The sequence below is a fragment of the Suttonella sp. genome (assembly GCF_056855035.1).
Window position 1 is genome coordinate 32,805 of record NZ_JBXGGR010000043.1, and the last position, 23,602, is coordinate 56,406.

General features: G+C 48.7%; 28 protein-coding genes, 1 tRNA gene and 1 pseudogene. 19 read left to right on the forward strand and 11 right to left on the reverse strand.

The window, feature by feature from the left end:
* Positions 1-27: 27 nt before the first annotated feature.
* Both ACJHVI_RS04015 and ACJHVI_RS04020 read right to left on the reverse strand, forming a co-directional pair.
* Positions 28-339 (reverse strand): HigA family addiction module antitoxin, encoded by a 312-nt coding sequence (locus ACJHVI_RS04015; RefSeq protein ID WP_483183338.1) that lies wholly within the window; start codon positions 337-339, stop codon positions 28-30.
* 12 nt (positions 340-351) lie between these two features.
* Complete coding sequence (locus tag ACJHVI_RS04020; RefSeq protein WP_483183339.1) at positions 352-630, reverse strand: type II toxin-antitoxin system RelE/ParE family toxin; 279 nt, start codon at positions 628-630, stop codon at positions 352-354.
* Positions 631-978: 348 nt separating this feature from the next.
* Here ACJHVI_RS04020 and ACJHVI_RS04025 point away from each other — a divergent pair, with 348 nt between their 5' ends.
* Genes ACJHVI_RS04025 through ACJHVI_RS04040 form a run of 4 tightly spaced genes read left to right on the forward strand, consistent with a single transcriptional unit; the run spans position 979 to position 3,425 of the window.
* Entirely contained in the window at positions 979-1,203 is a 225-nt protein-coding gene (locus tag ACJHVI_RS04025) for a hypothetical protein (protein ID WP_483183340.1), read from the forward strand.
* Positions 1,190-1,399, forward strand: coding sequence for a hypothetical protein (locus tag ACJHVI_RS04030; protein ID WP_483183341.1), 210 nt, complete (start codon positions 1,190-1,192; stop codon positions 1,397-1,399). Before ACJHVI_RS04025 ends, ACJHVI_RS04030 begins: the two co-directional genes overlap by 14 nt.
* A gap of 1 nt (position 1,400) precedes the next feature.
* Entirely contained in the window at positions 1,401-1,706 is a 306-nt protein-coding gene (locus ACJHVI_RS04035) for a hypothetical protein (protein ID WP_483183342.1), read from the forward strand.
* Between the two features lie 12 nt (positions 1,707-1,718).
* Positions 1,719-3,425 (forward strand): DUF927 domain-containing protein, encoded by a 1,707-nt coding sequence (locus ACJHVI_RS04040; RefSeq protein ID WP_483183343.1) that lies wholly within the window; start codon positions 1,719-1,721, stop codon positions 3,423-3,425.
* A 361-nt stretch (positions 3,426-3,786) separates the two neighbouring features.
* On the opposite strand, the gene ACJHVI_RS04045 is transcribed toward ACJHVI_RS04040, so the two are convergent.
* The 9 genes from ACJHVI_RS04045 to prfB form a co-directional block, all read right to left on the reverse strand.
* Positions 3,787-4,980 carry a tyrosine-type recombinase/integrase gene (locus tag ACJHVI_RS04045; protein ID WP_483183344.1) on the reverse strand — a complete coding sequence of 398 codons (1,194 nt, stop codon included), beginning with the start codon at positions 4,978-4,980 and terminating at the stop codon, positions 3,787-3,789.
* 241 nt (positions 4,981-5,221) lie between these two features.
* Positions 5,222-5,312: transfer RNA gene (locus tag ACJHVI_RS04050), tRNA-Ser, on the reverse strand.
* Positions 5,313-5,321: 9 nt separating this feature from the next.
* Positions 5,322-7,403 (reverse strand): polyribonucleotide nucleotidyltransferase, encoded by a 2,082-nt coding sequence (gene pnp, locus ACJHVI_RS04055; RefSeq protein ID WP_483183346.1) that lies wholly within the window; start codon positions 7,401-7,403, stop codon positions 5,322-5,324.
* Positions 7,404-7,422: 19 nt separating this feature from the next.
* On the reverse strand, positions 7,423-7,689 hold the full coding sequence (gene rpsO, locus ACJHVI_RS04060) for a 30S ribosomal protein S15 (RefSeq protein ID WP_115218879.1): 267 nt from the start codon (positions 7,687-7,689) through the stop codon (positions 7,423-7,425).
* 111 nt (positions 7,690-7,800) lie between these two features.
* A complete protein-coding gene (locus ACJHVI_RS04065) occupies positions 7,801-8,265 on the reverse strand; it encodes an S-ribosylhomocysteine lyase (protein ID WP_483183347.1) in 465 nt (154 codons plus the stop codon).
* Positions 8,266-8,326: 61 nt separating this feature from the next.
* Positions 8,327-10,516 carry a 3'-5' exonuclease gene (locus ACJHVI_RS04070; RefSeq protein ID WP_483183348.1) on the reverse strand — a complete coding sequence of 730 codons (2,190 nt, stop codon included), beginning with the start codon at positions 10,514-10,516 and terminating at the stop codon, positions 8,327-8,329.
* 51 nt (positions 10,517-10,567) lie between these two features.
* A complete protein-coding gene (locus tag ACJHVI_RS04075; protein ID WP_483183349.1) occupies positions 10,568-11,497 on the reverse strand; it encodes a L,D-transpeptidase family protein in 930 nt (309 codons plus the stop codon).
* Positions 11,498-11,575: 78 nt separating this feature from the next.
* Positions 11,576-13,081 carry a lysine--tRNA ligase gene (lysS, locus tag ACJHVI_RS04080; protein ID WP_483183350.1) on the reverse strand — a complete coding sequence of 502 codons (1,506 nt, stop codon included), beginning with the start codon at positions 13,079-13,081 and terminating at the stop codon, positions 11,576-11,578.
* A protein-coding gene (gene prfB, locus ACJHVI_RS04085; protein WP_483183351.1) for a peptide chain release factor 2 occupies positions 13,078-14,179 on the reverse strand; the annotation gives its coding sequence in 2 pieces (ribosomal slippage) (positions 13,078-14,106 and positions 14,108-14,179; 1,101 coding nt in all). The genes lysS and prfB overlap by 4 nt, the downstream gene beginning before the upstream one ends.
* 116 nt (positions 14,180-14,295) lie before the next feature.
* On the opposite strand from prfB, the gene purD reads away from it, so the two are divergent.
* From purD to ACJHVI_RS04160, 15 genes and pseudogenes are all read left to right on the forward strand, one after another.
* Positions 14,296-15,555 (forward strand): phosphoribosylamine--glycine ligase, encoded by a 1,260-nt coding sequence (gene purD, locus ACJHVI_RS04090; protein WP_483183352.1) that lies wholly within the window; start codon positions 14,296-14,298, stop codon positions 15,553-15,555.
* Positions 15,556-15,751: 196 nt separating this feature from the next.
* Positions 15,752-16,759 (forward strand): type I glyceraldehyde-3-phosphate dehydrogenase, encoded by a 1,008-nt coding sequence (gap, locus tag ACJHVI_RS04095; RefSeq protein ID WP_483183353.1) that lies wholly within the window; start codon positions 15,752-15,754, stop codon positions 16,757-16,759.
* A gap of 117 nt (positions 16,760-16,876) precedes the next feature.
* A pseudogene (locus tag ACJHVI_RS04100) lies at positions 16,877-17,044 on the forward strand (cold-shock protein); the annotation flags it as partial.
* Between the two features lie 165 nt (positions 17,045-17,209).
* Positions 17,210-17,530: a guanyl-specific ribonuclease gene (locus tag ACJHVI_RS04105; protein ID WP_483183364.1), complete on the forward strand. Its 321-nt coding sequence runs from the start codon at positions 17,210-17,212 to the stop codon at positions 17,528-17,530.
* A gap of 1 nt (position 17,531) precedes the next feature.
* Positions 17,532-17,870 carry a barstar family protein gene (locus ACJHVI_RS04110; protein WP_483183354.1) on the forward strand — a complete coding sequence of 113 codons (339 nt, stop codon included), beginning with the start codon at positions 17,532-17,534 and terminating at the stop codon, positions 17,868-17,870.
* A gap of 50 nt (positions 17,871-17,920) precedes the next feature.
* Positions 17,921-18,721 (forward strand): DNA ligase, encoded by an 801-nt coding sequence (locus ACJHVI_RS04115; RefSeq protein ID WP_483183365.1) that lies wholly within the window; start codon positions 17,921-17,923, stop codon positions 18,719-18,721.
* Between the two features lie 9 nt (positions 18,722-18,730).
* Positions 18,731-20,407: a formate--tetrahydrofolate ligase gene (locus ACJHVI_RS04120; RefSeq protein WP_483183356.1), complete on the forward strand. Its 1,677-nt coding sequence runs from the start codon at positions 18,731-18,733 to the stop codon at positions 20,405-20,407.
* A gap of 279 nt (positions 20,408-20,686) precedes the next feature.
* On the forward strand, positions 20,687-21,433 hold the full coding sequence (locus ACJHVI_RS04125) for a transporter substrate-binding domain-containing protein (RefSeq protein WP_483183357.1): 747 nt from the start codon (positions 20,687-20,689) through the stop codon (positions 21,431-21,433).
* Positions 21,434-21,501: 68 nt separating this feature from the next.
* On the forward strand, positions 21,502-21,624 hold the full coding sequence (locus ACJHVI_RS04130; protein ID WP_483183358.1) for a hypothetical protein: 123 nt from the start codon (positions 21,502-21,504) through the stop codon (positions 21,622-21,624).
* 67 nt (positions 21,625-21,691) lie between these two features.
* Positions 21,692-22,093 carry a DMT family transporter gene (locus tag ACJHVI_RS04135; RefSeq protein ID WP_483183359.1) on the forward strand — a complete coding sequence of 134 codons (402 nt, stop codon included), beginning with the start codon at positions 21,692-21,694 and terminating at the stop codon, positions 22,091-22,093.
* 27 nt (positions 22,094-22,120) lie between these two features.
* Positions 22,121-22,414: a DMT family transporter gene (locus tag ACJHVI_RS04140; RefSeq protein ID WP_483183366.1), complete on the forward strand. Its 294-nt coding sequence runs from the start codon at positions 22,121-22,123 to the stop codon at positions 22,412-22,414.
* A 100-nt stretch (positions 22,415-22,514) separates the two neighbouring features.
* Entirely contained in the window at positions 22,515-22,655 is a 141-nt protein-coding gene (locus tag ACJHVI_RS04145) for a DMT family transporter (RefSeq protein ID WP_483183367.1), read from the forward strand.
* 32 nt (positions 22,656-22,687) lie between these two features.
* Complete coding sequence (locus tag ACJHVI_RS04150) at positions 22,688-22,867, forward strand: hypothetical protein (protein ID WP_483183360.1); 180 nt, start codon at positions 22,688-22,690, stop codon at positions 22,865-22,867.
* A 24-nt stretch (positions 22,868-22,891) separates the two neighbouring features.
* Positions 22,892-23,107: a hypothetical protein gene (locus ACJHVI_RS04155; protein WP_483183361.1), complete on the forward strand. Its 216-nt coding sequence runs from the start codon at positions 22,892-22,894 to the stop codon at positions 23,105-23,107.
* A 179-nt stretch (positions 23,108-23,286) separates the two neighbouring features.
* Entirely contained in the window at positions 23,287-23,460 is a 174-nt protein-coding gene (locus ACJHVI_RS04160; RefSeq protein WP_483183362.1) for a hypothetical protein, read from the forward strand.
* The last annotated feature ends 142 nt before the right edge of the window (positions 23,461-23,602 follow it).

Genomic DNA, 23,602 nt, shown 5'->3' on the forward strand with positions numbered 1-23,602 from the left:
ACTTATCGCTTATATGATGGCGATAAATCAAGCCATTGCTTGCATGGGAATAATACGCGCCAGTGCGTCTTTCTCTTTAGTTGCGATGACTTTTATATCATAGCTGTTTTGCAAGTTCAGCCACAGCTCGACAGATGTACCAAAATACCGTGCCAAGCGCAAGGCTGTATCAGTCGATATACTCCGTTTTTCGTTCACGATAGCATGTATCCGCGTGGCAGGTACACCCAAAGCCAATGCCAAACCGTTAATGCTCAAACCCATTGGCTCAAGAAAGTCCTCACGCAAAATTTCGCCTGGATGGACGGGACGCATACCGTCAACAATACCTGTAGTCATAATGCAATACTCCTAGTGATAATCAACAATTTCAACATGATGAGCATCGCCATCATGCCATACAAAACAAATCCTATACTGGTCGTTAATTCGGATACTGTACTGTCCTGCACGGTCGCCTTTCAATGCTTCCAAACGGTTTGCTGGTGGTATTTTCAAGTCTTCCAACTTACCAGCTGCTTTCAAAAAAGCCAACTTTCTGGTAGCTGTTTTCTGGATGCCAGCAAATCTGGCAACAAACTGTCCCCTAAAAAGTTTTTCTGTGTCTTTGTCAGCAAAAGAGATAATCATGATGTTCTGTGTCTAGGACTAAGTGTGGGTTATTTTATTATCTTTAGCGTAATACGTCAAACGGAAAATAATACCGTTTTACTCTTGACACTTATTTCTATTTTTTCCTATAATGCGCCCGTCACAGCAACACCTGTGATCGGGATTGGAACCCCGTTGATACAAAGGCGCACCAGCGCTGTTCAAGCGCTATTTTTATGCCTACAGTGTACGTTATGGCAGCGTGCGCAGGAGAGCCGTCAGGCTCGCCGTTCCCTTTGTAGCGGTAGTTCCAATCCTGCGTATGCTGTCGCCCTCTTGCTTGGAACCAATGGCGGCAGTCTTCAAAATCTTACAAAGGAGACTGTTATGTCTAATCATGTTGCATCCCTGCATGCGCTCTCTCATGAAACACTATTTGCGCGTATTGATGCCCTCATTACCGCGCTAGAAGTCGCAAACGATCATCCGCAAAATTTATTACTCCCCTCCGACCATTACATCATCTGCCAAATCCTGCATCAGCATATTGCCGTGCTTGCAGAGCAGTTAGACAGCCTGCGCGCCAAGGAGGTACGTCATGATGACGTCTAATGATTGTCTAAACAAGGCCTATGCTGTGCTCATCAGAAATCAAGGCTATTTCATCGAAGCGCTTAATCAGGCCATTGCCGAGATAGATGAGGCAATAGAGTGTAAAACGACAGTTGTGCCAGATTTACTGGTACAGCGGCGTAATGAGCTTATCGCCGATGTTGAACGGATTGAAGAAATCGCACTGGGAGAATGAGATGATCAAAATTAGCAATAGACGTGCCGTCAAAATCCATGAACTTGCTCAACACTGGCGCAGCATAAAAGATGCCGTATCTGAAATTGACCGCAAAACAGGCTTTGTCTTAATCAATCGAGAAGTCAGCAAAGTTGATGGCTGGATAATGGATCTTGTTGAAGATATTGGCGCATTGAATGCGCCTTGGAAAGTCGCAGCAGGAACATATGCCGTTGACCCCGAAGGCAAGATTTATCTTGCCGCAGGTAATGCCGGAGGCTGGGCAACACGGTGGGAATCAGTCATTCCCCGCTCTGAAAGTTAATCAGAGGTAAAAATGGATACTAAACAACCGTATACCGTGGTTGAAGATCACGGGCAGGGAGACTTTATCTATCATTACCCTGTAAAAGCCGATGGCAGCGTGTATCTCGCCCCCATTCGTTTGTGCGAAGCCTTTGACGTTGTGGGCTATGGCACAGACAAAGAAGGACAGCAGCATCACGTTATCGAGTACAACAATGGTGAGCATTGTTTAATCGCCCGTGGTGATGTCGGCACGAACGAAGGCTGGCGCAAATTGCGTAATGTCATCAATATTCCAAGTCAAAGACGGAAATTGGATTTGCTCACCGAATACATTCAAGAGCGAATTTCTTGGGTGCGCTGGGATATTCCTGATTCTGCTGGCTGGCATAAAGACGTCTACATCCTGCCAAACGGAGAAATTATCGGGGATAAAACCAACATCTTGTTCAACGGCAAAATCCCTGATGATAAAAAAAGCGCCTTTGGCACACGTGGTACGTTGACTGAATGGCAAGCCAATATCGGGCAATATGCCGCTGGCAATAGCCGTCTTGCTCTCTTCCTTGGTGCGGCATTCGCCGCGCCGCTGCTGAAATGGTTCAACATTGATGGTGGTGTCATCCATATTTACGGTGATTCATCAAGCGGGAAGACCACGATACAGCGTGCCGCACAATCCGTATGGGGGCATGGTAAAGATGCCGCTGAAGATTGGGATACCACAGCTTATGCATTAACAAATACTGCCTTAGCTCTAAATGACGGCTTACTTTCTTTAGACGAAATCAGTAAAGATGAAAGCGGAGATAGCGTCAAACGAGCAATTTATGCTATGTCGAACGGGAAAGGACGTACTCGAGGCAGTATTGATAATGGCAATCGTCCAACAGCAAGATTCAGAGTTTTAGCTATTTCAACGGGCGAAACTGATCTAGAAACGCACCTTAAAAAACGCGGAAAAACGGTGATGGCTGGTGAGCTTGTTCGCTGCCCATCAATCCCTCATATCCTAGAAAATCATCATGAGTTTCAGGACGCGCGCACTTTCGCTAATCATCTCAATCATGCAGCAACAACGCTTTATGGTGTGGCAGGTAAAGTGTATATGACTGAACTAACCCAAAATGCATCCATAAAAGAGCGTGTCATCAGCTGCTATGAAAAGCATCTAGCCGCTTTACAAACCAAAAGCGGTTTAACAGACCAGACCGCGCGAACAGCCCGCCTGTTTGCTGCTTGCATGACAGGACTGGATTTGGCTTGTGACTTAGGCATACTGCCTATCGATAAAGTCAAATCATTACAAGGAATTGAAACATGTTTTCAGGACTGGCTGGCACTACAGCCAAAAACCGAATCTTATGAAGAGCAGAAAATTCTACAAAACGCCATAGATTTTTTACAAATTCGATCCTTATTTTTTATTGACGCTATCAATGCCACTTTAGTTGCCTCATACGAGCATCCCGGCTTTATTAAGCGAGAAAAAGGCACAAACGATATTTATTATGTCTATCCAAAGGTCTTTGTCGAAGAAATCTGTAAAGGCTACAACGAAAACAAAGTCATTGAAATACTGCATAAAGCAGGCTGGTTAGAAAAAGCAGGATCTGGAAATCGCTGGAGAAAACAACTAAAATACCTTGATAGACTTAGTGGGAATTGGAAATCTCGCGGATATTTTTACGTTTTTAATGGGATAGAACCACCAAGCATAGAGAAAGAATCACAATGAAAGTCAAAAAATCATTCAATTTAACTTATCAACATTTAGGAAAACCAATGATAAAGAGTTGCCATCAACCGCATTCTAGATTGCGAAAACATGAACTACAAGCAATATTCAATCCTACTTTAGTGGGATTTTTCATTTTTAAAGGCTATTTTCCTACATCGAAAAAAGCATTCTTACATCATTCTTGCATAAGCAGCTTATAAAAATTCAATATAATCAGAGAGTTCTTACATTCTTACACTTCTTACATGGATTTTTTACGCCTATTTAGAATTTATGGTGAAACATTAACTCCATTTTTGATTGATTTTTTGAATTAAAAAAGCCTCGTCAATGACGAGGCTCTAAAATAATTAGAAATTTATTTTGAGAATTGTTCTCGGATAAAATTGCTATACCATTGCATCATTTTTTTTCGTTCTTCTAGATATTCAGCGCGGTTATAGGCAGCTCTTACCGCGTTTTGTTCTTTATGCGCCAATTGCCTCTCTATCGCATCCGCATTCCATAATCCGCTCTCGTTTAGACAGCTGGAAGCTGTCGCCCGAAAACCATGCGGAACGGCTCTGTTTTCGTATCCTAGGCGTTTCATTGCAACGGATAGGGTCATATCGCTAATCGGGGTATTACGGTTTCCTGTCACGAAATAAGGACTGTTGTATTTATTAAGCTGGCGCAATTCATCTAGCGTTTCTAATGCCCAATCTGACAAAGGCACAATGTGCGGTAAACCGTTTTTCATCCGCGCTTCTGGAATATGCCATTCATCGCCGTGCAGCTCTTCCCATTTACCGCCCCGCAGTTCTCCGCTGCGCGTCATGGTGAGAATGAGTAGACGCAACGCTAATGCTGTTTTGCGGTTTGCGTAACCATCACAGCGGCGCAAAAATTCACCGAGTTCCTGATAAGGCAATGAGGGATGATTTTTCTGTTTACCGCGCCGTTTCATCATCGGCAAACTGGCCGCAGGGTTAGCCGTTGCTCTGCCTGTTTGAATGGCGTAATCAAATACCGCTTTGATGCGCTGCTTAACACGGCTGGCGGTTTCGTGTTTGTGCGCGATACGGTCAATGATGGTCAATAAGTCAGGAGTAGTAATCTCGGTGATTGGGGTATTGCCAATACTGGAGAAAACGTATTGGCTTAGCGTGTTAATTACCTGTTGCCCATGCTTGGCATTTTTCCATTCATGGCGTTTACGCTCGTACCACTCACGGGCAATCTTCTCAAAGGTGTTTTCTTGCGCTTGCAAGGCTTGTTTGTAGCTTGCCTGCTTGCGTTTTCGCTCTTCCAGCGGGTCAATACCCTTGAGTACCTGGAAACGGAACTCTAAGGCCCATTCTCGGGCTTTTTCCAGCGATAGCACTGGGTAACGTCCTAACGACATATGGCGAACCTTACCCGCAAAGCTATAGCGAAAATAGAAATATTTATTACCGCTAGGCTTAATATCCACCATCAAGCCGTCAGAGCCATAAAGACGCTTAGATTTACCATTTGGCGGAAAAGCTTCACGAATCAGCTTATCGGTTAGGAAGGTTGTTGGACGAGGCATTTGTATATTTTTGATAGATTTTATGACGGGTAAGTCAATCTATCAGATATAAACAGCCTGCAAAATGCTTAACTAAAATTCAAAAAACAGCCTAAAACGTTTTGTACGGTTTTGCACGTAAATGACAACAAAAAAAATGGTTACATTTAAGTAACTATCTGAATAAAGGAAACTTTCTGACTCCAAAACCTGAAAAAAGGCAATAAAAAAAGCAGCTTAACAAGCTGCTTTTAATCGTTAGTGGCGGAGAGAGGGGGATTCGAACCCCCGATACGCTATTAACGTATACACACTTTCCAGGCGTGCGCATTCGACCACTCTGCCATCTCTCCGTTTTTACTTTAACTGTTTAATGCTTCTTTAATAGATAATCTTACTCTACCTTGTCTGTCGATTTCCAGTAATTTTACTTTGACTTCATCGCCAACAGCCAATTCGTCTGCGACATTTTCAACACGATGTGCAGCAATTTGAGAAACATGCACCAATCCTTCTTTGCCGGGCAGATAACTTACAAAAGCCCCAAAATCGGTTAATTTAACGACTTTAGCTTCATAAATTCTACCTACTTCCGGCTCGGCAGTGATTTCTTCAATCATACGGCGCGCTTCATCTGCTGCCGTTTTATCCGTTGCGGCGATTTTGATGCTACCGTCATCTTCAATTTCAATGGTGGTACCAGTTTGTTCGGTAATGGACCGGATAGTCGCTCCACCTTTACCAATCACGTCTTTAATCTTATCGACATCGACGCGCATAGTTGAGAAACGAGGCGCATAATCAGATAATTGCTGACGCGGCTGACTAATCGCTTCATTCATAATATTTAGGATATGCAAACGACCTTCATGTGCCTGTTTAAGCGCTTGCTCCATAATTTCTTTAGTAATGCCGTCAATCTTAATATCCATTTGCAATGCGGTAACGCCTTTTGCAGAACCGGCTACTTTGAAATCCATATCGCCTAGATGGTCTTCATCGCCCAAAATATCGGTTAAGACGGCAAAACGTTCGCTTTCTTTGATTAAGCCCATAGCAATACCTGCTACCGGTGCTTTTGTCGGCACACCGGCATCCATTAAGGCAAGGCTTGTGCCGCAGACTGATGCCATTGAGCTAGATCCGTTAGATTCTGTAATTTCAGAAACTACGCGCAATACATAAGGGAATTCTTGTTCATTCGGTATAACTGCTGCAACACCGCGGCGAGCTAAACGTCCATGACCGATTTCACGGCGTTTCGGCGAGCCTACACGTCCGACTTCTCCTACAGAGAAAGGCGGGAAGTTGTAATGCAGCATGAAATTATCTTTAATTTCGCCTGCCAAAGTGTCAAGCAATTGCGCATCGCGTCCTGTGCCAAGCGTTGCCACGACTAAAGCTTGTGTTTCGCCCCGCGTAAATAAGGCAGAACCATGCGTGCGCGGTAAAACGCCTGTACGGACAGTAATCGGACGTACGGTTTTCGTATCACGTCCGTCAATACGCGGTTCATTAGCAAGAATACGATCGCGCACAGTGCGATATTCCAATTCATGCACATAATTGCTCACGGTTTTTTCATCCCATTTGCCGTCTTCAGTAACTAAGGCGGCTTGCGCGGCAGCATGCACTTCCGCCACAGCGGCTTGACGGGCTTGTTTGTCCGCTACTTGATAGGCGGCAGTCAATTGTGCTGCAAATTGTGTTTTGATAGCGCTATCTAATGCTTCATCGCGCGCTGGTGCCTGCCAATTCCAAGCCGCTTTTCCTGCTTTTTCAGCCAAGGCATTAATTTCGTTAATGACAATCTGCTGCTGTTCATGACCGTACATGACCGCACCCAGCATAATTTCTTCGGATAATTGATCGGCTTCGGATTCCACCATCAATACCGCACTGGAAGTACCTGCCACAACTAAATCCAATTGCGATTGTTTGAGTTGTTTGCGCGAGGGATTAAGCACATATTGTCCGTTAATATAGCCTACACGCGCCGCGCCAATCGGTCCTTGGAAAGGAACGCCGGAAAGTTTTAATGCTGCTGAAGCGCCAATCATTGCCGCAATGTCCGGATTGACTTCCGGATTAAAAGAAATGACGGTCGCAATAATTTGAATTTCGTTGAAAAATCCTTCAGGGAATAAAGGACGAATCGGACGGTCAATCAAGCGGGAAATCAGGGTTTCTTCATCGCTTGGACGACCTTCACGTTTCAAAAAGCCGCCCGGGATTTTTCCTGCGGCATAGGCTTTTTCCTGATAGTCAACGGTCAGCGGGAAAAAATCCTGCCCATCGGCTACGCTTTGTTTCGCCACAACGGTAACCAAAACCGTTGTGCCTTCCATATTTACCAGCACGGCGCTGTCGGCTTGACGGGCGATTTCGCCTGTTTCCAGAATAACTTGGTGCTGTCCGTATGTGAATGTGGCAGTAGTTTTCACGCTTGACCTTTTTCTTAAATTAACGACGCAAACCTAAATCGGCAATCAGGCTGCGATAGCCTTCAAAATCTGTGCGTTTGAGGTATTCCAACAAACGACGGCGAGAACTGACCATGCGCAATAAACCGCGGCGTGAATGGTGGTCTTTTTTATTATGCGCGAAGTGTTTTTGCAAATCTTCGATACGTGCAGTCAAGAGCGCGACTTGTACGGCAGTTGAACCGGTGTCGCCTTCTGCCTTTTGGTATTTCTTAATAATTTCAGCTTTGTTTTCAATAGTTAGCATTTTAAACTCCAATTAATTAACGCTTTGCCGATGGCGTTGGCATGGCGAAAGCGCAGAAGTGTAGTGTAAAGCGGGAATAAAGGCAAGTGCTTCCCTGCGTTTTTGTTTCGATTAGGCGAAAACAATTTCCCATTCGTCGCGTTTGGCAAGCAGGTCTTTTGCCAAGGCTTGCGCGCCGGCGAGCGAGTGGCTTGCCGCCCAACCGCATTGGATTTCATTGCAGGCAGGCACTTCCGTTGCCGCCAAAACATCATGCAGGGTTTTTTCTACCAAATCCAAGGCACTTTGATAATCGGGTTCGTTGATTAAGGAAATATAAAAACCGGTTTGACAGCCCATCGGCGAGATGTCCAAGACTTGCGAGCTGTGGTTACGCGATAATTCCGCCATCAAATGCTCCAATGAATGCAGGGCAGGCATTTCCATATGGGCTTTATTCGGCTGACATATGCGCAAATCGTATTTAAAAATCGTATCGCCGTGCGCGCCTGTTTTTTTATCGGCTAAACGCAGATAAGGGGCTTTGACTTTGGTGTGGTCGAGATTAAAACTTTCCACATTCATTTTTTGACTCATGTTATTTCCTTAATTATCCTAAAATTTACATTATTACAAAGATTGCATATTAAATTCGAGGTCAGATTTTACTTAATTTCGCATAAGCAAGCACCAGCCATTTTTCCTGTTTGTCGGCAAATCGCACCAGGGCACGCGAATGTTCGCCCTGTCCTTCCAAATGCGTGATTGTGCCTTGTCCGAAACTAGGGTGCAAGACATCTTCGCCGATTTGAAATGTTTGCCCTTCGCCGCTGCTTTGTGTTTTATGTTGAATCTCCGTTTCATGACGCCACGGCATCGCTTTGTGGAAAACCAAGGGACGTACGGCATGCAGTAAATGCTCGGGAATTTCCCCCAAATAGCGCGAAGGTTCCGGATATTTTTCATTACCTTGAAAGCGGCGGCGCTGGGCAAAAGAAATGGTGAGTTTCTGCATGGCTCTGGTAATCGCCACATAAGCCAAACGCCGTTCTTCTTCCAAAGATTTTTTCTCATTCAGCGAATGATAATGCGGAAAGATGTCTTCTTCGCAGGCAACCACGAACACTTGCGGAAATTCCAAACCTTTGGCGCTGTGCATGGTCATCAATTGCACCGCATTGCCGTCCTCTTCTGCCTCATTATCGCCGGCATCCAAGGCGGCATCGGCAAGAAATTGCTCGATACGATCGCCAATCGGCACCGATGCACCTTGATAACGCGCATCGGCATAAGCCGCGGCGCTGACTAATTCTTGCAGGTTTTCCAAGCGCGATAAGGCATCTTCTTTTTTGCTTTGCTCGTACATGGCATTCAAGCCGCTGTCTTTGAACAAGATTTCCATAGCTTCTTTCAGCGTGTTTTGCGCCGCCAGCGCATCGCGCAAATGCAGAATCAGACTGCGGAATTGCGATAAGGCATTAACGGCTCTTGTGGCAATATGACGGCGCAGCAAGGCTTCGTCTTCCAGCAATTGCCAAAATGACAGATTGCCTTGTTGGGCCAGACTGCGCAAATCTTCCACCGTCTTATTGCCAATCGCGCGTGCCGGCACATTTACAATCCGCTCGAAGGCATTATCATCATGTGGCTGCAGCGCCATACGCAAATACGCCAAAGCATCTTTGATTTCCGCCCGCTCGAAAAAGCGCAGACCGCCGTAAACGCGGTAGGGAATCTGATGACCGGTAAAGACTTTTTCAAATACGCGCGAAATCGCATTGGAACGGTACAAGACCGCACAATCGCGGTAATTCCCCCCCTGCTCCAATATGAGCAGCACTTGCGCCGCCACGTATTCCGCCTCGTCATATTCATTATAAGCGGGATAGACGACAATTTTTTCGCCGGCATTACCCTCGCTCCACAGCCGTTTGCCCAAACGCTGCGTATTTTCCGCAATCAGGGCATTTGCCGCTTCCAAAATGGTTTGAGTAGAACGGTAATTCTGTTCCAGACGCACCGTTGCCACTTCCTGCGGAAAACGCTGTTCCAATTCCAGCATGTTTTCCACGCGCGCGCCGCGCCATGAATAAATCGACTGATCGTCGTCGCCGACCACAAAGAGGCGACCGCTTGGCGATAACAGCAATTCAATCAATTGCATTTGCAGACCGTTGGTGTCTTGAAACTCATCGACCAAAATCGCTTCAAAACGGCGGCGGAAACTCTCGCGCACATTGTCGTGGCTTTGCAATAATTCCACCGTTAGCAATTGCAATTCCGCGAAATCCATCCGCCCCTGCTCTTTGCTGCGGTATTCATACTGCTGATAAAAATTGCGCATCACGACCGCTTGCGCGGATTTAACGACCACCGCATTCGCCCGCAAGCCCTGCTCTTTCTGCTTATTGATATAATTTCGCAAATCCTGCGCGCTGATGGTGTCGTCCGACCATAAATTATCCCGCATCAGGCGGCGGATAAAGCTCAATTGGTCTTCGCTGTCCATGACGACAAAGTCCTTAATCCAGCCCATTTTCTCCGCATGACGGCGCAGAATACGATAGCAAATGCCGTGGAAAGTCCCCATCCACAAATCCGGCAAACGACTTTGTACGCCGGCTTCCAAACGCTGCTGCATTTCGCGTGCCGCCTTATTGGTAAAGGTCAGGGCAAGCAAAGCCTGCGCCGGCAGTCCTTCCACCTTCATCAGCCACAGCATTCTCTGCACCAAGACCCGCGTTTTGCCGCTGCCGGCACCGGCAATCACGCGCACAATCCGCTCATGATGGCTGACCGCCTCGCGCTGCTCGGCATTCAAGCCTTCTAAAATCTCGCTAACATCCATAAATCATCCTTTGCAAGAAGAACGGCGGATAAATCCGCCGCTTGCTTTCTTTTACATACCGTGGCGCTGATAAGCCACCGAGACCGGCATACCGGTAGCCTCATTGACCACCGCGCGAATCACGTTTTCTTCCACCGTCAAACCGTATTGCGCCGCTTTGCGGTTGACCAAATCAATCGCCTCATACATTGCCTGTTCGGGGGAAATATTATCCTCTTCCAAAGGCGGGTGATATTCCAAATACAGCTCGTCGCCGAACCAGCCGACCTTCATTTCCTCTTTCAGGATATTGACCTTAGTGCCCACGCCGACTAGCTCGAACAATTCCTCCACCCCTTCAGGATACATGCGGATACAGCCCGAAGAAACGCGCATCCCCACGCCCCAAGGCTTGGCGGTACCGTGAATCAAATAGCTGGGATTAGTCAGACGCATCGCGCGCGTCCCCAAAGGATTATCAGGCCCCGCCGGCACCACCGCCGGCAGAATATGCCCTTCCGCCGCATGTTCGGCGCGAATCGAAGCCGGCGGCGTCCACGTCGGATTGCGGCGCATTTCGGTAATCGCCTGCACACCCAGCGGCGTATCGCGTCCTTCGCGTCCGATACCGATGGCATAGACGCGCACCGTCTGCGCCTGTTTATCAAAATAATACAGACGCATTTCCGGCAAATTCACCACAATGCCCTCGCGCGGCACATCGGGCAGAATATAGCGCGTCGGTACCAAGACATTGCTGCCGGCGCCGGGATACCAGAAATCCACGCCGGGATTGGCATTTCTCATCGCATCGCCGCCCACATTAAAGCGGCGCCCGATATCGAGCAAGGTATCTTGATCGCCCGCCTGCACTTGGCGCACCATGCCGATAACATCAACGCCCTGCGGCGGCAGGCGCACCACTTCGGTTACCTGCGCCATACTCGCTGCCGAGAAACAGAGCATCGCAGCGGCGGTCAATAAACTGTTTAGTTTTTTCATATTCACTCTTTACATCAGAAAAACGCGCATTCTAGGCAAAAGCCGAGCACAGAATGTTAATTTTCCGTAGCGCGGCATTTATTCGGGACGCATTTGCGGGAATAACAGGACATCGCGAATCGAAGGGCTGTTGGTCAGCAGCATGACCAAGCGGTCGATGCCGATACCCTGTCCCGCGGTGGGCGGCAAACCGTATTCCAAAGCACGCACAAAATCGCCGTCATAATGCATAGCTTCGTCGTCGCCGGCATCTTTCGCCGCCACCTGTGCTTTAAAACGTTCCGCTTGATCTTCGGCATCATTAAGCTCCGAGAAGCCGTTGGCAATCTCACGTCCGCCGATAAAGAGCTCGAAACGGTCAGTTACCGCCGGATTGTCATCATTGCGGCGCGACAAAGGCGAGACTTCCGCCGGATATTGCGTGATAAAGGTCGGCTGAATCAATTGATGCTCTACCCCTTCTTCAAACAGCAGAGTCAGCAATTGTCCTTGCGCCATCGCTTCATTGGCATCGATTTTAAAGCGTGATTTGAGCAAGGCGACCATCGCCGCTTTGTCGTCTAATATCTCCGCCGCCTCGGGCAAATACTGCTTAACCGCCTCGCGCATCGGCAAACGCGTGAAGTCTTTGCCGAAATCAATCAGCGTACCTTGATAATCCACCGCCGTATTGCCCAAGACTTCCTGCGCCAAGCCACGCAACAGTTTCTCGCTCAGACTCATCAAATCCTCATAATCGGCATAGGCTTGATAAAATTCCAGCATGGTAAATTCCGGATTATGGCGGGTAGAAATGCCCTCATTGCGGAAATTGCGGTTAATTTCAAATACCCGCTCCAAACCGCCTACCACCAAGCGTTTCAAATACAATTCCGGCGCAATCCGCAGATACAAATCCATGTCCAAGGCATTATGATGGGTTTGGAAAGGCTTTGCCGCCGCGCCGCCCGGAATAGGGTGCATCATCGGCGTTTCAACCTCTAAAAAGCCCTCATTTTCAAAGAAATGTCGGATATAACTGATGATTTTCGAGCGCGCGACAAAAACTTCGCGGCTCTGCGCGTTCATTATTAAATCCACATAACGCTGACGGTAACGCGTTTCTTGGTCGGTCAAGCCATGGAATTTTTCAGGCAGGGGACGCAAAGACTTCACTAATAAACGGATTTCCCGCGCATGAATGGTCAGCTCGCCGGTCTGGGTGCGGAATAAATAACCGCGCAAAAAGACGATATCGCCCACATCCCAAGTTTTGAAATCGGCATATACGCCCTCGGGCAATTCATCGCGCGCCACATAAGCCTGCATACGCGCGCCGCTGCCGTCCTGCAACTGGGTAAAGCTCGCCTTGCCCATAATGCGTTTTGCCATCATACGTCCGGCAATGCTGACCTCGCCGACTGCCGTCAATGCCGCTTCGTCTGCACCGTCGTAGTCGCTATGCAAAGCCAGTGCCTGATGACTGGGACGCGCGTCATTCGGAAAGGCTACCGCCTGAGTGTCGCGGATTTTTTGCAATTTCTGGCGGCGCTCGGCGACTAATTTGTTTTCATCTGCTGCGATGTGATTGGGCTGCTCACTCATGCCTCAACTCCCTGTTTCAAACTTTCTTTAATAAACGGATCCAAATCGCCGTCTAAAACGGCTTGCGTATTGCTGGTTTCATAGCCAGTGCGCAAATCTTTAATGCGCTGCTGATCCAGCACATAGGAACGAATCTGGTTCCCCCAGCCGATATCGGATTTGCTGTCTTCCATAGCCTGCGCGCTGGCGCTGCGTTTTTTCATCTCCAATTCATAGAGTTTGGCGCGCAATTGCCGCATACAGGTGTCTTTGTTCTGATGCTGACTGCGGCTATTTTGCGACTGCACCACGATATTGGTCGGCAAATGCGTAATCCGCACCGCCGACTCCGTTCTGTTGACGTGCTGACCGCCCGCACCCGAAGCACGGTAAACATCAATCCGCAAATCCGCCGGATTGATATCGATTTCCACATTATCGTCAATCTCCGGCGAGACAAACACCGCCGCAAAAGAAGTGTGGCGACGATTGCCGGAATCAAAAGGCGATTTGCGCACCAAACGATGCACGCCGATTTCCGTGCGCAGCCAGCCGTAGGCATACTCGCCTTCAAATTGAATCGTGGCGGATTTAATTCCTGCCACATCGCCGGCGGATTCTTCAATCAATTCGGTTTTGAAGCCTTTTGCCTCGCCCCAGCGCAGATACATGCGCAGAAGCATCGACGCCCAGTCCTGCGCCTCGGTACCGCCCGAACCCGCCTGAATGTCCAAGAAAGCATTGTTGCCGTCCAATTCGCCGGCAAACATGCGGCGGAATTCCAGACTCTCAATCTGCGCTTCCAAGCCGCGCAAATCTTGCAAAGCCTCATTGACCATGCCTTCGTCGTCCGCCGCCTCCGCCAGCTCGATAATCTCGCGCGTATCGATAAGACCGCTGTTGATGTGATCGAGATTATTGACCACCGCCTCCAGCGACACCCGCTCTTGATTGAGTTTTGCCGCCTCATCGGGATTATTCCACACATCGGGCTGCTCCAGCTCGCGGTTTACCTCATCCAAACGCTCGGATTTGCCCTCGTAGTCAAAGATACCCCCGAAGCGCATTCGCTCGCTCGAGCAGCGCGTCAATATGGGCATAAGTGCTATTTAATTCCATAAACGATCCATTGAAAAAACGGCGCATTATACGCCTTTTACTCGGCAAGCTCTATGTTCATCGCCGCATAAAATCAGTAAAATGCCGCATTTTTCCACTTAAAGAAAAGGACAGCCATGAAAGCCCTTATCATCGGAAACGGCGGACGCGAACACGCCATCGCTTGGAAATTGGCGCAAGATCCGCGCATCACGCATATCTATGTCGCGCCCGGCAACGGCGGCACCGCCTCGCTGGAACGCGCGGAAAATCTCGCCCTCACAGACAGCGACGCACTGCTGCAATTCGCGCGCAATAACGATATCGGGCTGACCTTCGTCGGCTCGGAAGCATGGCTGGTGGACGGCATTGTGGACAGATTCCAAGCCGCCGGTTTGAACATCTTCGGGCCGCATCAAGCGGCGGCGATGCTAGAGGGCAGCAAGCGCTTTGCCAAAGCATTTATGCAGAAATACGGTGTCAAAACCGCCGCCTACCAAAGTTTCGACCAAGCCGAACAAGCCCTTGCCTATCTGAAAACCTGCCCCTATCCGACAGTGGTCAAAGCCAGCGGCTTGGCGGCGGGCAAAGGCGTGATTATCTGCCAAAACCAAGCCGAAGCCGAAAAAGCGGTGCGCGATATTATGTTGGAAAACCGCTTCGGCGCGGCGGGAACGGAAACCGTGATTGAAGAATTTTTGGAAGGATTTGAAGTTTCTATCCTCAGTCTTTGCGATGGCAAAAACATCGTGGCGCTAAAAAGCGCCAAAGACCATAAAACCATCGGCGAATACAATCAGGGCGAAAACACGGGCGGCATGGGTGTCGTCGCGCCGCATCCGAGCTTTACGCCGACGCAATACCAAGCCTTTATCGACGACATCATGCTGCCCACCCTGCGCGGCATTCAGGCCGAGCAACTGCAATTCGCCGGCATTATCTTCTTCGGCTTGATGGTCAATGAACGCGGCGTATTCCTGCTCGAATACAATATGCGCCTCGGCGACCCCGAAACCCAAGCCGTGCTGCCGCTGATGCAAAGCTCGCTTTTAGACGCCGTCTTAGCCTGCATCGACGGCAAATTGGCGGATATCGAGCTGCAATGGTCGCAGCAGCATGCCGTATGCTTAGTCGCCGCATCGGCCGGTTATCCCAATGAATACACGGTCGGACTGCCGATTAGCGGTATCGAAAAAGCCAGCTGCTTCGCCCAAGTCTTTATCGCGGGTGCGAAAAAAGTCGATAGCGGTTTTCTTACTAGCGGCGGACGCGTATTAAACGTGGTCGCGCTCGGCGACAACCTTGGCAAAGCACGCACGCAGGCCTACAGCGCATTGGAAAAAATCCAATTCGAGCGTATGACCTATCGCAAAGACATCGGCAAAATCCCGTCTTAAGCCGCCGATTTTGTGAATGAACTGTGAAATCACAATACGGAAATTTACTAAAAAACAAGCGGTTTTATTTCTAAGCCGCTTTTCTTATTGAATATTATCCGACGAGAAAGGTATAATCCTCCACTCAAAGGCTCTGCCTTTCTGCTTCGGCGCAACTATGCGCCGAATAAACCCCATCTCACTCAGGAGTGTTTTAATGAGTATTAAAGTTGCAATCAATGGTTTTGGTCGTATCGGTCGCTTGGCATTACGTCAAATGACAGAAGTCGAAGGCTTGGAAGTGGTCGCTATCAATGACCTGACCCCTGCCGACATGCTCGTGCATTTGTTCAAATACGACACTACGCAAGGGCGTTTCAAAGGCGAAGTGGCGCTGAAAGACGATGCCATCGTTGTCAATGGCAAAACAATTAAAGTCTTCTCGAATGCCAACCCGAGCGAATTGCCTTGGGGCGATTTGGGCGTTGATGTGGTTTTGGAATGCACAGGCTTCTTCACCAGCAAAGACAAAGCCGAGCAACACATCCAAGCCGGCGCGAAAAAAGTAGTGATTTCCGCACCAGGCGGCAATGACATCAAAACCATCGTATTCAATGTAAACCATGACACCTTAGACGGCAGCGAAACCGTCATTTCCGGCGCTTCTTGCACCACTAACTGCTTAGCGCCGATGGCAAAAGTCTTAAACGACGAATTCGGCATCGTTACCGGCATCATGACCACTATCCACGCTTACACCGGCGACCAAATGACGCTTGACGCTCCACACCGCAAAGGCGACAAACGCCGTGCGCGCGCTGCCGCCATGAACATCGTGCCGAACAGCACCGGTGCAGCAAAAGCTATCGGTTTGGTTATCCCCGAACTCAACGGTAAATTAGACGGTGCGGCACAACGCGTGCCTGTGGCGACCGGCTCTGTAACCGAATTGGTCTCTGTGCTTGAGAAAAACGTTACTAAAGACGAAATCAATGCCGCGATGAAAGCCGCAGCCAATGAATCTTACGGCTACACCGAAGAAGAATTGGTCTCTTCCGACATCATTGGCTCCGAATTCGGCTCGCTTTTTGATGCTACTCAAACCAAAGTCATGGAAGTCGGCGGCAAACAATTGGTGAAAACCGTTGCTTGGTACGACAATGAAATGTCTTACACCAACCAATTAATCCGCACCTTGAAATACTTCGCCGGCTTAATCAAATAATCCGCGAGAAACTGATGAAAACCGCTGCTGAGACGGCGGTTTTCTTATGCCAAAAAATCATTGCCGAAACCATAGGCGCTCGCTACAATAAGAACCAATAAATTATTGGGGATAACAATGCAAGTCGGCACAATCAAGCATTGGAACGCAGGCAACAGTTACGGATTTATCTGCCCTGAAAAAGGCGGCGCAGACGTCTTTTTCCATCTCTCGGCATGGCTTGGAAAAGAGCCGCCGCGCGAAGGTTTAACTGTTTATTATCAATACGATCCCAAAAGCGGTGGGCGTCCGGCAACAGCCGCCGTCAATACCGTTGCGCATTTGCCGCCGCTTGCCCCGCAAACTAAGGCAGCATCAATAGCAAACGACAAAACCAAACTCAGCCCCCTAGGCAAACTCTTCAATACCGCACTCATCATTATCCTGCTGATTCTCTGCAGTATTTTTGGTGTGAATTTTTTCACCCTCAGCGATGAAAGCGAGCTAAACCACAGCAGCTTCGCCCATATCCAAGACCCCGAACTCAGACGCAGTTTGGCGCGCATTGAAGCCGGTGGTCCTTTCCCCTATCCCGAACATGACGGCAAAGTCTTTTACAATCGCGAAGGGCTGCTGCCGCGCAAAGAACAAGGCTATTATCGCGAATACACGGTGCCGACGCCTGAGGCGCGCAACCGCGGCGCCCGCCGCATCGTAACAGGAGGTAATCCGCCCAAAGTGTATTACTACACCGAAGACCATTACCGCAGTTTCCGTCAATTGGAGAAATGACATGAGCCGCAGTCCCGCCATTCAATACCGCAGCAGCAAAGATCAAGCGCCAAGCCAAGCAATCGAACTGAACATCGGGTCGAGTGTAGACAAAAGCCGCATTTTGACCGCATTGGGCGAAGCCTGCCGTTTTCCCGATTATTACAACAGCAAAAGCTGGGATGCCGCTTGGGACTGCCTGCAAGACAGCGAAATAGAGCATCTGGTCTTGGATTTGCACAGCGTCGATCAACTGGACAAAACGGCACTGAAAGAATTCATCAGCCTGATTGTCGATGCCTACGACGCTTGGCAGCAACCGCAACTGTGGATTATTCAGGACAAAGATAAAAAAGGCTAAACATGCGCACAATCCTCATACCCTTATATGCGACAAGTTTTGCACTCGGTATGGGATTATTGACGCCGACGGCGGCGCAAACAGCGCAGCAAGCCGATATCGCACCGCCCCTCATGCTGGCGCAGAACTACCGTCAACAAAGCGTAAACGACTGGCTTGCCAGCGAAAAATTAGACGGCGTGCGCGCCTATTGGGACGGCAGGCATCTGTATTCGCGCAGGGGCAATATCTTCGATGCGCCTGCCGATTTTCTTGCGCAACTGCCGCCCTTCCCTTTGGACGGCGAACTTTATCTCGGACGTGGACGCTTTCAAGAAACCATTAGCCGACTGCGCAGTAAACAATGGCAGGACATTCGCTACCACATCTTTGACGTTCCACAGGCAAGCGGCGGCTTAAATGCCAGACTTCAAACCTTTGCCGACTGGCTGGTAGAGCAGCCGCAAAATCAACTGCGGCTGATTGAACAAATCCCGATTCGCGACATTGCCCATGCCGAAGCATTAAGAGCCGACATCGAAGCTGCAGGCGGCGAAGGCTTAATCTTGCGCGCGCCCGAAGCACCCTATCTCGCCACGCGCAGCGAATTCATGCTCAAGCTCAAAAGCCATGACGACGCCGAATGCCGCGTATTGGCGCATCTCGAAGGACAAGGCAGACATCAGGGACGCTTGGGCGCGCTGCTCTGCCGCCTTGACGACGGCAGAATCATCCGCATCGGCAGCGGCTTTTCAGACGCCCAACGCCAATCGCCGCCGCCGATTGGCAGCCGTATCACTTTCCGCTTTCGCGGCTATACCGACAAAGGATTGCCGCGCTTTGCTACCTTTTGGCGCATTCGTGAAGAATAAGGAGTTAACATGAGCCATCTGACAGACGCTGAAATCGCCCGCCAAGCTAAGATTCGCCCCATTCAAGACATCGCCGCAAAACTCGGACTATCCCCCGATCAATTGGAATCCTATGGACATTTCAAAGCGAAAATCGCGCTTCAAGACGCCTATACCCTGCCGGCAAAACAAGGCAAACTCATTTTAGTTACCGCTATTAACCCCACCCCCGCCGGCGAAGGCAAAACCACCGTTACCATTGGACTCGCCGATGCGCTGAATCATATAGGCAGACAAGCCATTGTCGCCATACGCGAACCCTCGCTAGGCCCCGTCTTCGGCATCAAAGGCGGTGCGGCAGGCGGCGGCTACGCGCAAGTTGTGCCGATGGAAGACATCAACCTGCATTTCACTGGCGATTTTCATGCCATTACCGCCGCCAACAACCTGCTTGCCGCGCTGCTAGACAACCATATCCATCAAGGCAATGCCTTAAACATCGACCCGAAGCGCATTCTGTGGCGGCGTGCGCTGGATATGAACGACCGCCAATTGCGCCACATCGTCAGCGGCATGGGCAAAAGCAGCGACGGCGTGATGCGCAGCGACGGCTTTGACATCAGCGTCGCCTCTGAAGTCATGGCAATCTTCTGCTTAGCCAAAAATTTGCAAGATTTAAAACAACGCCTTGGCAACATCTTAATCGCCTACAGCAAAACAGGCGAAGCCGTCTATGCCCGCGACATCCAAGCACAAGGCGCCATGACCGCCCTCCTCAAAGACGCCCTAAAACCCAACCTCGTACAAACCCTCGCCGGCACGCCGGCCTTCGTACACGGCGGACCTTTTGCCAATATCGCGCACGGCTGCAATTCCGTCATCGCCACCCGTCTTGCCCTGCATCTCGGCGATTATGTCGTAACCGAAGCAGGCTTCGGCGCGGATTTGGGTGCGGAAAAATTCTGCGACATCAAATGCCGCCTTGCCGGTCTGCAACCCGATGCCGCCGTCATCGTCGCCACCGTGCGCGCCCTGAAATACAACGGCGGACTCGGCAAAGAACAACTCAATGACGAAAACCTCGAAGCCCTGCACATCGGACTGGGCAATCTGCGCCGCCACATCCGCAATATGCAACAAACATTCGGTTTGCCGGTAGTCGTCGCGCTTAACCGCTTTAATAGCGACAGCGACAAAGAACTTGCCGCCGTGCAAGAGGCTTGCGCCGCCGCGGGCGCAGATATCGCATTAACGGAAGTCTGGGCGAAAGGCGGCGCAGGCGGCATCGAACTGGCCGAAAAAATCATTAAAAACATCGACGCCGCAAACACCTCCTTTCGTTTTGCCTATGCGCTGGAAGACAGCATTGAAGACAAAATCGCCGCACTTGCCAAAAAACTCTACGGCGCGGCGCAAGTCGAATACAGCAGCGAAGCCAAGCAAGAACTGGAACAACTCAATGCCCTCGGCAAAAGCCAACTGCCGATTTGCATTGCCAAAACCCAATACTCTTTCAGCGACAATCCGCAATTGCTGGGCTCGCCCGAAGGTTTCAGCCTCCATGTGCGCAATCTCAGCCTCTCTGCCGGCGCGGGATTTATCGTCGTTATCTGCGGCAACATCATGAAAATGCCCGGACTGCCGAAACAGCCTGCCGCGCATCGGATTGACGTGGACGCAGAAGGCAATATTATTGGATTGTTCTAATTAATTCTTTAGCACGTCCAATTGATCAATTAGCATTCTTGTGCGCATTTTCCTGCTGTAAGGCAAGAAAAATAAAAGAACTTGCTTTTATAGCTTTATCGCTTTTATGATATGTACAAAGTCGTATCCAATACGATTTGACACCCGATTTTTAAATAATGACAGGACAATTTATAGTCGAAGAACTGAAAAAGTGACACAAAATATCAAGCTGCGAGCGTTATAGAGAGTACAGCAAAATGAATCAAAACTGTAACTCTTTTTGAAATCTTTGACTATATGATTAAATTAAAAACTTTTTCTCTTGCCGCCGCATTATCATTGGCTTTTCTTACAAATGCACAGGCAGAAACCCTGAAAATGGGCATCAACTATCTTGCCGCTCCTTACAGCTATCAAGGCGACGCAGGTTCTTTAGTCGGATTTGAAATTGATTTGATACAGGCTATCGGCAAAGAAGCCGGCTTTGAAGTGGAAGTGGATCCGATTGTCTTCTCTAAATCCTTACCGGGTTTGGAAAAAGGCGAATATGATTTTGTCGGTCACGTATATGGTTCTGCCGAACGCGAGCAAAAATATAATCTCATCCATATTTATGACGATCAATTCAAGTTCATCCGCTTAAAAAGTGATGATGCTTCTCCGGAACCTTTAACTGAAAATTCAAAAGTATCAGTGATTAGCTTTTCGCCGCAAGACGATAAATTGCATGAAATTAAGCAAACCCAATTGCCAAATATCGAAATCGCCTCTTTAGATACCAATTTCTTGGCATTTAAGAATCTCTTCTTGAAAAAATCGGAAGTTTTGTTAATCCCTGCTTCTGAAATGAATTATCTGATTGAAAACTATAAATATTATGAGTTTCAAACTTTTGACGTTCCGGAAGAGTATTTGAAAAACCTTTCGATTAACTATGCCACTACAAAAGAAAACAAAGCTTTAGCCGATAAAATTGCAGCCGGTTTTGAAGCGGTCAAATCCAAAGGGATTTATGATGAACTGAAGAAAAAATATCGCCTATAATATCTCTCTCGAGCCTTTAACAACGGCAGTTTTTCTGCCGTTTTTTATTTGTCGGAGAAAATGTATTAATGTTTCTATTCAGCATATTAGGCATCAGCATCGGCATTCCGATTGCCCTGCAAACGGCGCTTAACGGCGGATTGCGCCGCTATAGTCAAAGAAATGAAAAAGTGGCACAGAAATACTGCTAACAGGTAGCGCAGAGAGTACGGCGAGATGTGTTTAAACTGTGACTCTTTTTGAATTCCTTAACTATATTTGCGTTCTCCTTTTCTCACCTCCGCCGTTTCTTTTGCAGTTGGCACCGTTTTTCTCAGCTTAATCTGCTTATTCAGCGGACAAAGCACGCATTTTCCTGCTGAAGTCTTGCACATTTCCGCATGGTGGCTATGGATTGGCGGCGCATTAGGCTTAATCGGTCTGACTTCTAATATTCTGATTTTTCTGCATTTAGACGCGGTTCAAACGGCAATCTTGCCTATTTTGGGGCAAATCCTCATGGGCATGCTGATTGATCAATTCGGCTGGTTAGGCGTAAGTATCACGCCTTTTAGCCTTTACCGCGCCGTCGGCATTATTTTCGCCCTTAGCGGCATTTTTCTTGCCGTGGTGTGGGCGGAGCGTTTACGCCATCGGTATGCACCTAAAAATATTGAATAAAATTATCGGCAAATCTGGTTATGGCGCATACTTGGCATCATTTCCGGCACTTTCATGACGACACAGGCGGCGATTAACGGACGTTTAGGTCAAATCTTGCATTCGCCCTTGCAGGCAGCTTGGGTCTCTTTTATGGTCGGGCTAAGCCTGTTGCTGCTGTATGTGCTGCTGTTCGAGCGCAGTTTGCCGCGCCTCAAAGAAGCTTTCCGCCTGCATATTCCGCCTTATTTATGGCTGGGCGGACTGCTGGGCGGCACATTCGTTTATGTCAATGCCCTCTTATTGTCTAGAATCGGCGCAGGACAAACGATTGTTTTATAGTCAATTCAGCTCAAATAAAGACACAGTTTTTATATGTTAGCCCGTACAATAGTAAAGCTTGATATTTTTAGGTGTGCAACTTTGTCATGAATTGACTATAGTGCTGCTCGGTATGATTAGCGGCGGCTTGCTTGTCGATCATTTCGCTTTATTCGGCGCTACCCGCAAACGCATATTGCCTGTGCAATTGCTGGGGCTTGCTCTCTTAATCGCAGGCGTCGCCATTATCCGTCTGCTATAATTTTGCCGCGCATAAGCGCATTTTTCAAAGAAATGATGATGTTAACCTTGTATTACCTGAAAGGCGCCTGTTCTTTAGTACCACATGTTGCCTTGGAATGGGCGCAGGCAAGCTATCGAGCGCAAGAAGTCAGCCGCGAAACACTGAAAACGCCAGAGTATTTAGCCTTAAACCCGCAAGGCGCCGTGCCTTTACTGCAAGACGGCGACTGAACGCTCTCGCAAAATCTCGCCATTGTGCAATATCTGCATGCGCACTATCCGCAAGCACGCTTATTCGGCACAGGTGACAGCAAGGCGCAGGCAAAAGCATGGCAATGGTTGGCCTTTGCCAACAGCGATGTGCATAGCAGCTTCGCGCCTCTGTTCAATCCGCATAGCAGTGAAAACGAACGTCATGCCGCCGTCGCAAAACTCTTGGCGCTTTACGGACAAGCCGATCAAGTTCTGTAATATCAGGACTATCTGGCAAGAGAACTCAGCATTGCGGACGTTTATCTCTACGTTACGCTGCGCTGGGCGAAAATGCTGCACATCGATTTAAGCGCGCTTAGCGCCATCGAGGATTTCTATCAACGCCTAGAAAGCAATGCCGGCGTCGCCAGCGCATTAAAACAACAAGGATTATAGACATGAATACTCCAAACAAAGCATGGCAGCCCGAATACGAGAAAAAAATCGCCTTATTAAGCGAAACCAGCGATTTTGCCGCTTATTTCAATCCGGAAGTCGTCAATATCGGCGGCGTAGCGATAGACCGCTTTTCCTTAAGCAAGGTTTCTGTTCCCAGCGGCAAATTCTTATAGTCAAGGAATCCAAAAAAGGTTACACTAAAACTTATGGCATACTCAAAAGATTACAGACAAATGATATTAGACAAGCTGGCATCAGGTCATAGCTACAGAAAGCTTGTTGAAGAATATCGACTCAGCGCAACAAGCATTCAAC